At 38.7% G+C, this 12,753-nt stretch carries 10 protein-coding genes; all 10 read right to left on the reverse strand.

Annotated features, from left to right (window positions below; genetic code table 11):
* Positions 1–4: 4 nt before the first annotated feature.
* Entirely contained in the window at positions 5–1,129 is a 1,125-nt protein-coding gene (gene leuB, locus ACOI1C_RS12230; RefSeq protein WP_422510805.1) for a 3-isopropylmalate dehydrogenase, read from the reverse strand.
* Positions 1,126–2,673 carry a 2-isopropylmalate synthase gene (locus tag ACOI1C_RS12235; RefSeq protein ID WP_422510806.1) on the reverse strand — a complete coding sequence of 516 codons (1,548 nt, stop codon included), beginning with the start codon at positions 2,671–2,673 and terminating at the stop codon, positions 1,126–1,128. Before ACOI1C_RS12235 ends, leuB begins: the two co-directional genes overlap by 4 nt.
* Positions 2,660–3,682, reverse strand: a complete 1,023-nt coding sequence (gene ilvC, locus ACOI1C_RS12240) for a ketol-acid reductoisomerase (protein WP_422510807.1) — start codon at positions 3,680–3,682, stop codon at positions 2,660–2,662. The genes ACOI1C_RS12235 and ilvC overlap by 14 nt, the downstream gene beginning before the upstream one ends.
* A 219-nt stretch (positions 3,683–3,901) precedes the next feature.
* Positions 3,902–4,171: an acetolactate synthase small subunit gene (gene ilvN, locus ACOI1C_RS12245; RefSeq protein ID WP_422510808.1), complete on the reverse strand. Its 270-nt coding sequence runs from the start codon at positions 4,169–4,171 to the stop codon at positions 3,902–3,904.
* Positions 4,168–5,883, reverse strand: coding sequence for a biosynthetic-type acetolactate synthase large subunit (ilvB, locus tag ACOI1C_RS12250; RefSeq protein ID WP_422510809.1), 1,716 nt, complete (start codon positions 5,881–5,883; stop codon positions 4,168–4,170). Before ilvB ends, ilvN begins: the two co-directional genes overlap by 4 nt.
* 27 nt (positions 5,884–5,910) lie before the next feature.
* Positions 5,911–7,578 carry a dihydroxy-acid dehydratase gene (ilvD, locus tag ACOI1C_RS12255; RefSeq protein WP_422510810.1) on the reverse strand — a complete coding sequence of 556 codons (1,668 nt, stop codon included), beginning with the start codon at positions 7,576–7,578 and terminating at the stop codon, positions 5,911–5,913.
* 35 nt (positions 7,579–7,613) lie between these two features.
* Positions 7,614–8,519 carry a branched-chain-amino-acid transaminase gene (ilvE, locus tag ACOI1C_RS12260; RefSeq protein WP_422510838.1) on the reverse strand — a complete coding sequence of 302 codons (906 nt, stop codon included), beginning with the start codon at positions 8,517–8,519 and terminating at the stop codon, positions 7,614–7,616.
* A 434-nt stretch (positions 8,520–8,953) separates the two neighbouring features.
* Positions 8,954–10,213 carry a threonine ammonia-lyase IlvA gene (ilvA, locus tag ACOI1C_RS12265; protein ID WP_422510811.1) on the reverse strand — a complete coding sequence of 420 codons (1,260 nt, stop codon included), beginning with the start codon at positions 10,211–10,213 and terminating at the stop codon, positions 8,954–8,956.
* Positions 10,214–11,514: 1,301 nt separating this feature from the next.
* Entirely contained in the window at positions 11,515–12,288 is a 774-nt protein-coding gene (locus ACOI1C_RS12270; protein WP_422510812.1) for a DUF4230 domain-containing protein, read from the reverse strand.
* 142 nt (positions 12,289–12,430) lie between these two features.
* Positions 12,431–12,724, reverse strand: a complete 294-nt coding sequence (locus ACOI1C_RS12275; protein ID WP_422510813.1) for an AAA family ATPase — start codon at positions 12,722–12,724, stop codon at positions 12,431–12,433.
* Positions 12,725–12,753: the final 29 nt, after the last annotated feature.

The raw sequence follows: 12,753 nt of genomic DNA on the forward strand, positions 1-12,753 counted from the left end.
ATCTTCACCTACACCTTGCATAAAAAGTAACAAGTTCATTATCAATTTGTCTACATTGTAGCGCTTCTCGGACAGCCGTCCCAATTTGAGAGGTTGTCAATGGATTCTCCCATGACATGGCAATATCTTTTGTTCGGAACCCCTCTTTAAGTATGGTTTCTATGGCTGCTTCAACCTCTTTTGCTTCCTGATGAAGACCTAAGGAATGTTTTAGCATTAACGCAACAGATGAGAATGTCCCGATTGGATTCACGACGTTTTCTCCTGCAATATCTGGTGCAGAACCATGGATGGGCTCATATAAACCAGGTCCTGATCCTTCACCAATACTTGCAGATGGAAGCATTCCGATCGAACCCGTGATGACAGATGCCTCATCGCTTAAGATATCTCCAAACATATTCTCAGTTACGATCACGTCAAACTGAGCTGGATTCTTGATTAATTGCATGGCCGCATTGTCTACAAGCATATGATTCAGCTCTACCTCTGGATACTCGTGTGAAAGTCGGTTGGCAACCTCTCTCCATACCCTACTACTTTCCAAAACATTTGCTTTATCAACTGAGGTTAGCTTATTTCTTCGTTGTTTAGCCAATTCAAACGCTTTTCTTATAATTCTCTCAATCTCTTTTTCCGAATAAACAAGGGTATCAACGACTTCAAGTCCATTCACACCTTGCTTGCGCTCCCTTGGAGTACCGAAATATATACCCCCAGTTAACTCACGAACAATTACAAAATCTACATTCTTTACTCTATCAGCTTTTAAAGGTGAAATCTCCAATAATAACGGGTAAACCTTTACAGGACGAATATTTGCAAAAACACCTAGAGTTTTCCGAAGCTTTAATAATCCTGTTTCTGGACGTCGTTCAGCTGGTTCCTGATCCCATCTAGGTCCTCCAACCGCACCGAGCAAAATAGCATCACTTCTTTTGCACAATTCAATCGTCTTATCGGGCAAAGGAGTACCCACTTCATCAACGGCAACACCACCTATTTGTCCATAATCAAACTGAAACGTATGACCGTATTGCTTAGCAACTGTTTTTAGCAATAAAACCGCTTCATTAATGATTTCAGGTCCAACTCCGTCACCTTCTAAAATGGCAATAGAAAATTTCATAGGATCCCAACTCCCTTTGATTGGTAGCCGAACCATGCTTTTATTAAGCTTCGGTTGACTGCATCTAAATACGCTTTTGCCGAGGCTTCTAACACATCATGCTCTATCCCGCGTCCATTTGTTATCGTGTCGTTCATACGAATTTTTACATATACCTCAGCAAGTGCATCATGACCATTTGTTGTGGATTGAATTCGGTAGTCTACTAGTTCAATTGACTGATCAAGGATACGACTGAGTGTATTGTAAATGGACTCAACACTTCCTTTACCAGTAGCCGATTCCTGGATTTTTGTGCCTTCAGGTGTTTTCACACAAATAGTAGCAGTTGGAATGAGATTAGAGCCATAGGTAACCTGTAGCAACTCTAGTTCATACCCCGAAGTAGGTCCCTTAAAAGAAGAATCCATCATAAGAGCAAATATATCGTCCTCTGTAACTTCCTTCTTTTTCGCCGTTAGCTCTTTAAAAGATTGGAAAAGCTGTTTCTCTTCTTCTTGATTAAGATTAATGCCTAATTCCTTACATCGATCTTTAAAAGCATGGCTTCCTGAATGTTTTCCAAGTACCATTTTATTTGAATTTAACCCGACCATTTCAGGTTCAATTATTTCATAGGTTTGTTTATTTTTAAGGACACCATCCTGATGTATACCAGATTCATGGGCAAAAGCATTGGCTCCTACAATCGCCTTATTTTGTGGGACAATCATACCTGTTAGCTTACTAACAAGCTGACTAGTTCGGATCGTTTGTTTTAAATCAATATTGGTTTTAACGTTAAACGAGTCCTTACGAATTTCTAAAGCGACAGCAATTTCTTCTAATGAAGCATTACCCGCCCGCTCGCCAATTCCGTTAATGGTTCCTTCAATTTGGTGTACTCCACTTTTAATTGCTGCTAGACTATTCGCAACAGCTAGCCCTAAGTCATCATGACAATGAGCAGAAAGCTTCACCTTACTAATAGAAGGAACAGTCTTTACCATATAAGTAAATAGCTCCGCGTATTCTTGTGGAGTGGTGTAACCAACAGTGTCTGGTAAATTAATAACAGTCGCACCAGCATCAATTACTTTTTCTATAATATGAGCTAAGAAAGCCCAATCACTTCTAGTCGCATCTTCAGCTGACCATTGAATATGGGAGAAATATTTAGCTGCATGTTTGACAGACCATACAGCCTTTTCAACTACTTCTTCTTGACTCAGCTTTAATTTATATTCCATATGAAGAGGAGAAGTGGCAATAAACAAATGAATACCCGGGTGTTCGGCATTCCTTAAAGCTTCCCACGTGGTATCAATGTCATGCATCGTCGCTCTTGCTAAGCCGACGACCTTACAGTTTTTGATTGTTCCTGCAATTTGCTGAACAGAGTGAAAGTCACCTTTTGAAGATGAAGGAAATCCCGCTTCCATAACATCTACACCAAATCGTTCAAGCTGACGAGCTATCTCTACTTTTTCATGGGGGTGAAGATTCACCCCCGCAGACTGTTCACCATCACGCAGGGTCGTATCAAAAATATCAACTCTTCGCAATGGTTACCAATCCTCTCTTTTTTGATTGAACAAACGGCATTTTCGCTCGTAGCTCGCGCCCAACAACTTCAATTGGATGATTGCTTTCTCTCTTATTAACACTATTAAACACTGGACGATTTGCTTGATTTTCTAAGATCCAGCCTTTTGCAAATTGACCTGTTTGAATCTCTGTTAAAAGCTTTTTCATTTCAGCTTTTGTTGCATCTGTTACAATTCGAGGTCCAGCTGTAAAGTCACCCCACTGAGCTGTATCTGAAACAGAATATCTCATTCCTTCAATACCAGACTCATAGAATAGGTCTACAATCAGTTTTAGCTCGTGTAAACATTCGAAGTAGGCAATTTCCGGCTGATATCCAGCCTCTGTTAGCGTTTCAAATCCAGCTTTAACTAATGCTGTGACTCCTCCGCAAAGTACCGCTTGCTCCCCAAACAAATCAGTTTCTGTTTCTTCTTCAAATGTGGTTTCAATAACCGCAGCGCGGCCCGCACCAATCGCTTTACTGTATGCTAATGCTAAATCTTTCGCCGTTCCAGTTGCATCTTGGTATACAGCAATTAAACTCGGAACGCCCCCGCCCTCCTCAAACACCCTACGTACAAGATGACCAGGTCCTTTAGGTGCAACTAAAAAAACATCTACATCCTCTGGTGGTACGACTTGGTTAAAATGAATATTAAAACCGTGTGCAAAAGCAAGTGCCTTTCCACTAGTTAAATGAGGTTCAATTTCTTGTTTATATACTTGTGGCTGACTTTCATCAGGAAGTAATACCATGATAACATCTGCTGATTCAGCTGCTTCTGCAACACTTACTACTTTGAATCCATCCTCTTTTGCCTTTTCAAAAGAACGTCCAGGCCTAAGACCAACGACAACGTCTACCCCGTTATCTCGAAGATTCTGGGAATGTGCGTGACCTTGTGAACCATAACCTACTACTGCAACCTTTTTCCCTTTTAATGCCTCGAGCGATATATCCTGATCATAATACATGTTTGCCATTTATAACTCTCCCTTATTTATATTGGTTTTTGAATGATTTTCATTTTAGTAGTAATAATTTCAGAGTGACGGGATTCTAGATGTTTTTGACGGGATTCCCACCTAAAGTACGAGATTATCAGCCAAACTGACCAAATTCCTAGCTAATCATCTATATAACTCCCAATGTCACAACTATATTAAAAAAAAGGACTTAATTTTCAGTAATTCTTAGTGAATTTAGCTTTTAAAGACAGATGAATTTAAATAGTCTTGAGTGATATCAGTAATCTGGATCACATCAATTTGTTTTTCAAGCTGTCTTTTAATTTGTTCTACTTCCTTCTCTTCTTGAATGTTTAGAACGACAGTTAAGAGGGAGATTTGTTGACCATCCAATGGACCAACAGACAAACTATCTATATTTAACCCTTTTCTTAAAAAAAGATTGGTCATTCTATTTAATACGCCGAGCTGATTATTGACGATCATTGATAACGTCCTCTTCATGGTTTGACACCCACCATTTCTTGTATCCCTTTACCTGGAGATATCATCGGATACACATTTTCTGTTGGAGTCACTCGGCAATCGATTACGAGTGGTTCATTTAAGTGAAGAGAAAGTTGAAAAGCTTGGACAAAATCCTCCTCATTATCAACGACTACCCCTTTTAATCCGTACGCATCTGCTAGTTTGGTATAGTCCGGCTGATCTGGAAGTAGGGATTCTGAATATCTTCCACCATAAAAGATCTCTTGCCACTGTCTCACCATACCCATGGATTGATTATTTAAAATGACAACTTTAATAGGTAAACGATATTGCTTAAGTAATGCTAGTTCTTGAAGAGTCATTTGAAAACCTGCATCCCCGAGAATCGCGACAACACTTGAATTAGGTGCTGCAAGCTGGGCACCAATTGCTGCAGGTAAGCCAAATCCCATCGTTCCGAGACCTCCAGAGGTCACCCACTTGTTAGGTGAAGTAAACCCATAAAACTGTGCTGCCCACATTTGATGCTGCCCAACGTCAGTCGTAATAATTGCATCGCCACTTGTTTGTTGATGAATTAACTCAATTAACCGCTGTGGTTTTAATGTTTTTCCGTCTGGCACATACCAAAGCGGGAAATCTTCCTTCAGTCCTTGTAAATGAGTCACCCATTCTGAATTGGAACATGATGCAGGATTTTCTTTAAGTAAGAGTGTTAGTGTCTCTTTTGCATCACCAATGACAGGGATATGCGTATGAATGTTCTTACCTATTTCAGCTGGATCAATATCGACATGTACAATCTGTGCAAATTTAGCAAATTGTTCTAAATCACCCGTTAAACGGTCATCAAATCGCGCCCCAATGTTTATTAATAAGTCACATTCATAGATTCCCATGTTGGCGGCATATGTTCCATGCATTCCGCCCATTCCTAAAAACATTTCGTGATTATGTGGGAAACTTCCAAGCCCTAGTAGTGTGTTCACAACTGGAATATGAGTCTGTTCGGCAAACTGCAGTAGTTCCTCATGAGCGTGAGCGATCAATACTCCGGCGCCTGCTAGAATAATAGGCTTCTTGGATAGTTTAAGTGCATGAATTACCTTTTCAATATCTGATTGTTTAGGAGTGGGTGCTAATTTATAACCTGGTAGATGAACTTCCTTTGGATAATCAAATTCTCCTATGGTAGCACTTATATTTTTAGGTATATCGATAAGAACAGGGCCTGGTCTTCCAGTTGTGGCAATATGAAAGGCCTCTTTAATAATTCGGGGTAAATCTCTTACATCCCGAACTTGATAATTGTGTTTTGTAATCGGCATTGAAATCCCGATTACAGGCGCTTCTTGAAACGCGTCTGTTCCTAACGCGAAATCATTGACTTGCCCGGTAAACACAACGAGTGGTAAAGAATCCATCATCGCATCTGCTAACCCTGTAATAATGTTAGTTGCACCAGGTCCAGATGTTGCAATTACAACACCAGGTTTCCCTGAAATTCTTGCGTATCCTTCTGCTGCATGGATCGCTCCTTGTTCATGACGTGGTAAAATATGCGGTATTCCTCCGTCATATAAAGCGTCATAAATGTTTAAAACAGCCCCACCCGGGTAACCGAAAATCATTTCAACCTTCTCTGCTTTTAAAGCCTCAACAATCATTTTAGAACCAGATAATAGCTGACTTGTTTTCTTTGCTTTTGTCTCCTCTACCGTTTTCACTTTATAGTGCCACCTCCCTTGTTTTCGTTATAGTTTAAGTACTGCGCCTGTATTGGCGGAAGTTACAAGCTTTGCATAGCGTGCTAAGTAACCTGTTTTCACCTTAGGCTCTGGTTTTACCCAGTTTTGCTTTCTGTCTGTAAATTCTTGTTCCGAAACATCCAAGTGAATGGTTCGCTTATCAAGATCGATTTCAATCAAATCCCCATTATGGATAAATGCTATTGGACCACCTTCTGCTGCTTCTGGAGAAATATGTCCAATGGAAATTCCTCGTGATGCTCCTGAAAAACGTCCATCCGTTATGAGAGCTACCTTTGTAGATAAACCCCGACCAGCAATTGCAGAAGTTGGAGCTAACATTTCTGGCATTCCTGGACCACCTTTTGGCCCTTCATATCGAATAACAACAACATGACCTTCTTTTACAAGTCCAGTGTCAATTCCTTCTTGTGCCTCTTCCTGGGATTCGAAGATAATGGCTTCCCCTCTAAATTGTTTGATCGAGGGATCCACTCCTCCTACTTTAATCACACCACCATCAGGAGCAATATTGCCAAATAAAATAGATAAGCCTCCTACTGGGCTATACGGATCTTCTTTTCGACGGATTACTTTATCATTTGTGACTTCGGCTGATTCGACAGTTTCTCTTATCGTTCTTCCCGAAATCGTCATTCGTTCTGGGTGGATGGCTCCTTCAATTTGGCAAAGTTCTTTTATAATTGCACTAACGCCTCCTGCTTCATGAACATCCTGCATGGAGTAATCTGAGGCAGGACTAATCTTACTAAGATATGGGATTCTTTCAGCTATTTTATTAACCTCTGCTAAGTCGTATTCAATCCCAGCTTCATGAGCAATCGCTAAAGTATGTAATACAGTATTAGTCGATCCACCCATAGCCATATCCAAAGCAAAAGCGTCATCAATCGCCTCTTTTGTGATAATATCCCGTGGCTTGATATCTTTTTTAACCAAGTCCATTAAATGAAAAGCAGCGTCTTTTATTAATTGATGTCGTCCATTTGAAGTAGCTACCAATGTGCCGTTTCCTGGTAATGCTACCCCAAGCATCTCCATCAAGGTATTCATTGAATTGGCCGTGAACATACCCGAACATGATCCACAGGTTGGGCAAGCACTAGACTCTAACTCTAGTAATTCCTCGCGGCTCATCTTACCAGATAGAAAGCTCCCTACCCCCTCAAAAACTGATGCGAGGGAGAGAGAATCACCATTCTTGTTCCTGCCTGCTTCCATCGGTCCACCTGATACAAATACAGCCGGAACATTCGTTCTAACGGCTGCCATTAGCATACCTGGCGTAATTTTGTCACAGTTCGGAATATAAAAGACTCCATCAAACCAGTGAGCATTGATTACGGTTTCGGCGGAATCTGCAATTAACTCTCGGCTTGGTAAGGAGTACCTCATACCAATATGGCCCATTGCAATACCGTCATCCACTCCAATTGTGTTAAATTCAAACGGTATACCACCCGCCTCGCGAATCGCCTGTTTTACAACTTCAGCAAATTTATTTAAATGCATATGTCCTGGAATAATATCAATGTATGAATTACAAACCCCGATAAACGGTTTATCCATATCTTCCGGCTTTACACCTGTTGCATACAAAAGACTTCGGTGGGGTGCTCTATTTACCCCTTTTTTAATCATGTCACTTCGCATTTTCTTGACCTCTTCCTATCTTTTATTTCGTGTTCTTATCCTACTTGAACTTTTTCTTCGGGATATATTTTGACTCCGTCCCTAACCACTAGCTGTCTGAAAGCGTTCAAAAATTGGTGAGTATGGACACCTGGCAGACCGTCAGCAATGACTCTACCATCCAGCTTTACAACCGGGATTACTTCTGCTGCAGTACCAGTTAAGAAAACTTCGTCTGCAACATATACATCATGTCTTGTAAACGGCTCTTCCTTTATGACATATCCCTGCTCTCTAGCTAGGTCGATAATCGCATTTCTGGTAATACCTTCTAAAGCTCCTACATAACTCGGCGGAGTGAGTAACACACCATTTTTAACGATGAAAATATTTTGACCAGAACCTTCTGCTACATACCCTTCTGTATTTAGGGTTAATGCCTCATCTGCGCCTGCGTTTGTTGCTTCCACTTTGACCATGATGTTATTTAAATAGTTCAGAGATTTTACTTTAGGACTTAATATATCAGGACGGTTTCTTCTTGTAGGTACCGTTACCATTGTAATTCCTTTTTCATACAGTTCTTTCGGGAAAAGCGAAAGCTGTTCTGCAATGACTACCACATTGGGCTTGTGACATTTTCTTGGGTCTAAGCCTAAATCCCCAGCACCTCTTGAAATCACTAAGCGAATGTATCCACTCTCATAGAACTCATTTTTCCTTAAAGTTTCCACAACGATTTGCTCTATTTCACTAGGTGTATGTGGAATGTGGAGAAGAATGGATCTCGCAGAATCATATAAACGATCAATATGTTCCTTGAGGCGAAAAACTGTTCCAGAATACATTCGAATTCCTTCAAAGACTCCGTCACCATATAAAAAGCCATGATCATAAACTGATATAACCGCTTTTTCTTTTTCTACCAATTCTCCATTTAAATAAATCCAATTACTCATGATTGAACTCTCCTTCTTTCTTTTGTAAATAATTTTAAATAAAAGAAACCCCTACGAACAGAATCAATTCAAACAGACTCGCTTTTACGATAAGACTGTATGAATCAAGACCTGTCCGTAGAGGCTTTTCTCCTCACGGTGTACACCAACAGTGTGGGTGTTAGCATCGCTTGGACCAGCATATTTCACCTTGAAATATCGGAACCCTAGACACTCTCTTGATTATTACTTCGGGCAAATGCTTTATAAAAGTTTTTTATGATTTTAGCTAGTGTAATACCGATTCTACGGGGAGTCAATGCTATTATTCAGACAATTTAGACTATACAGATAATTATAAAACGCTTACATTGTTGTCCTAATCACAAAGTAATCGCTTACATAAAGTTTTAAAAAGTTTTTTAACAAAAAAAGAGACAGCAATTTGTCTCTAAAAATTAAATAAGCAGATTAAACAAATCAGGATCCTTATTTATCTCCGTATATGTAAATCCGTTTTTCGCCATATTACCAATCAGCTTGTCATAGTCCTCTCGATATTTTAATTCAATGCCAACAAGAACAGGCCCTTTATCACGATTATTTCTTTTTGTATACTCAAATCGGGTAATATCGTCTGTTTTTCCTAATACTTCATGCATAAACTCCCTTAAGGCTCCGGCACGTTGTGGGAAATTGACAATAAAGTAATGCTTCAGACCTTCGTAAATAAGAGAGCGCTCCTTGATTTCCTGCATTCGCTCGATATCATTATTTCCCCCACTAACAATACAAACAACATTTTTCCCTTTTATTTCATCACGGTAGTAATCCAGGGCTGCTATCGATAATGCCCCAGCTGGTTCGGCAATAATAGCATTTTCATTATAGAGAGACAAGATGGTTGAACATACCTTTCCTTCAGGAACAAGAACAATATCCTCAAGAAGCTCCTTCGCCATTTCAAATGTTAGCTTCCCAACTTGTTTTACAGCTGCACCATCTACAAATTTATCGATAGTATCAAGTGTAACGACAGCATTGTTTTCAAATGAACACTTCATCCCAGCAGCACCCTCGGGCTCTACTCCAATTAATTTCGTATCTGGGCTTTTATCTTTCACATAAGAGCCTACACCAGATATTAGTCCCCCTCCTCCAATACTCATAAACAAATGAGAAATGGGTTCATCCAGGTCTTGCAGAATCTCAACACCAACTGTTCCTTGCCCGGTTATAGTTAAGTAATCATCGAACGGATGAATAAAGGTCATGCTATGATCTGAGCAGTATTGCTGAGCAATAACTTGTGAGTCATCAAATGTATCACCTGTTAGGATAACCTCTATATAGTCTCCACCAAAAAACTCTACTCTTGATATCTTTTGTCTTGGCGTAGTAGAAGGCATAAAAATCTTCCCCTTAATCCCGAGTGCATGACAGGCATAAGCAACCCCTTGAGCATGGTTACCAGCACTAGCACACACAACCCCTCTTTCTCTTTCCTCTGAATTAAGACTTTGAACAAAGTAATAGGCACCTCGAAGCTTAAAAGAACGAACGATTTGCAAGTCCTCTCGTTTCAAATATACATTACAATCAAAACGTTCAGATAAAATTTCATCCTTTTGCAAGGGTGTCTTATTAACAATACCTTTTAACACATCATACGCTTTTAAAATATCCTCAACTATCAATGTTTGAAGGGTTTCTGGCATAATTAGTCCTCACTCTCAAATAAATAAAATTTTCAATTAATTTAGTTGAAAGCTATTTTAACACAAAATGAAAAAGTAAAAGCTAATGTAAGCCCTTACTTTTAATGATTCTAAAAAATATTTTTTATGCTCACTCTTCTAAAACCGTAGTTCTACTACATTGCTTGTTGTAAACGCTAAACTAGAATTAACAGTTTTCCACAAATAGAAATGAACAGAATTCCACAAATAAGATTAAACAGTTTACCCAGTTGCATACCCATTTAAATTTAAATTTATATATTATAACTTTCAATATACTTGAATTAGTCTATTGAAAGTGAGGAATTAGGAGTGAACCGTTTCATGAATTACATCGAGATTCATCGTCTACGGTAAAACGATGAGTTGGGAGAGTCTATGAGGTTGATACTATTAGTTTTCTTTACGGGAAACTAGCAGTTTGGGTTAATAGTTTGATTTGAAACTTTGGGTATTGGCATAATTTTGTTCGTAGTAAAAATAATTACAGCCACAAGAATGTACCATCTCTGCCAATTTTTTCACCAGCAGATGCCAAGAAATATACCACTTGCTGTCAACTCGTTTACCAGTAAAAAACGTCAAGGATTTTGGAGTGAAAAAGCCTAATCCACACTATTTTTACAAAGGAAATAGGCTTATGGTCTTCCGCAATCGAGCCAGATGTGGAATATTATTTTCTATTGAATAGTATCGTTGTACTGTGCCACAAATGACTTTGTGTTAGCAGCTATTCAGTAATTCGTCTAATTCTCCATTTATCTAAACTCCAATAAAACGCTAAAGTTCTTACTACAAATCCAAGAAAATAAAGTCTGTTTCCTAAAACCTTGGAAACAGACTTATAATATCATTATCTACCTAGTTTATTATCAATCTCAGTTGTATCTACATTCTGACCAAATAAATCTTTTAGTTTATTTTTGGCCTGCATTTTAATTTCATCATTCATATATAAAGCTTTTAAACACTAGTATTTCAAATAAATAAGTTTTATGCGACAGCTAATAAGTTATAGCTGAAGTTAGAGCCAGATGGCCTAGGATAACTCCTTTTTAGCTTGGTGACCAATCTCAAGAATGGCACAATATGAAAAGCTAAGAAGGGGTGGGTATTTTCTTTGCTTGAAATCTATTACACCCACACTAAATAGCAAAGAGACAAAATTATTTGGTTAATGATTGTCGATTTCTACAATAAGTAGAATTCGATAAACCTCTATGGTTCCCCAGTAGATTACAGAACAGGCCTGTCCCAAGTAGCATGGGCAGGCCGTCCTATTAGTTAAACGTGACATTAACCGTATACCCAATATTCTTAAAAAATTCCTTTAACACTTTTTCTGCATTTTTCTCTGCAGTATCTAATAAACCAGCAGAGATGGCATCTTGACGAGCTTGCTTTTGTGCCTTAGCGCCCAGGTCAAACCCCTCATTCCATTTAACATCACCACGGAAAAGCCCACTATTGTCAACGGCTTGTATTTTATCCATCTGTACTGATGGGTCCTGGATGAGCTTTGCATGGGGAAGGGTAATATCTATTTCTTTTGTTTCTTCATTTATAACCATGTCCTCAGAAGTAATCCCTTTCAAATCAACACCAGCAATAACTGTCGCAGGTACAACTAATAGTAGCTCTCGCTTTGTTCCAGGTAGATTAATAGAGATGTCTTTCGAGAAAATCTTATTATCCTCTTCGTGTAGAACCACTTTCATATGAGCTTCAGCTGTTGCCACTGTGGCTAGCTCTTGAACATGTTCAACAAACGTGACAGACTCTTGTTTGAAGGTACTGCCAGCAAATAGCCGAATTCCTCCTGAAGTGATGACGACTAAAAAAACAAGGATGACCATGGCCAAAATAATCTTCGATCCACCAGCTTTTAAGAAAGACTTAAATATTCCTTTCGGTGGAGATAAAGATCTTGTGTTATGATCTACCGCAATAGTTGCAGCAATTTGCTGTTGTGCTTCATTTAATTCTCTTAACTGTCTTTCTAGCTGTGCGATTTTTTCGTCTTTTTCTTCTATAATCTCTCTATTTGTATCCACTTTTTTCTCACCTTTCATTTTTACCATTACAATGCTTATTCTTTTAATCCACTAATCTATTATTGAGGAATTATCTGAATAAATGTTAGAGTTTTTTTACTACAGTCATATACCTTATTGTATTTCTAGAAGATTTTCACCATTAAGAAGGTATTCTTGTTGTAGTGTGCTTTCGGCAGTAGAATCGATAAACGAGGCTAGAAGGAATATCTGAAAAAATACATCCAATAGTATTTTTTTGATTTTCAGAATGGACACATAAATCATCATGCCCTATCTTAACTGAACTATTATTAAAGAAAATCTCCAATGCCTCTAATATTGTTGATTTACCAATATCATTCTTTCCTATTAATGCTGTAATATCATTAATATCTACAGTAACTCTTTGCTTGTAAGGTCTAAAATTCTCTAAGATCGCCTTTTCTATTTTCAAATAGTTCCTCCTAATAAAATTTCACCACT

The sequence above is a fragment of the Bacillus sp. DJP31 genome (assembly GCF_049310945.1).
Classification (GTDB): domain Bacteria; phylum Bacillota; class Bacilli; order Bacillales; family SA4; genus Bacillus_BS.

Coding starts and splice junctions, on each gene's coding strand:
- leuB (WP_422510805.1), bottom strand. CDS start 1,129: ATGAAATTTTCTATTGCCATTTTAGAAGGTGACGGAGTTGGACCTGAA.
- ilvC (WP_422510807.1), bottom strand. CDS start 3,682: ATGGCAAACATGTATTATGATCAGGATATATCGCTCGAGGCATTAAAA.
- ilvN (WP_422510808.1), bottom strand. CDS start 4,171: ATGAAGAGGACGTTATCAATGATCGTCAATAATCAGCTCGGCGTATTA.
- ilvD (WP_422510810.1), bottom strand. CDS start 7,578: ATGCGAAGTGACATGATTAAAAAAGGGGTAAATAGAGCACCCCACCGA.
- ilvA (WP_422510811.1), bottom strand. CDS start 10,213: ATGCCAGAAACCCTTCAAACATTGATAGTTGAGGATATTTTAAAAGCG.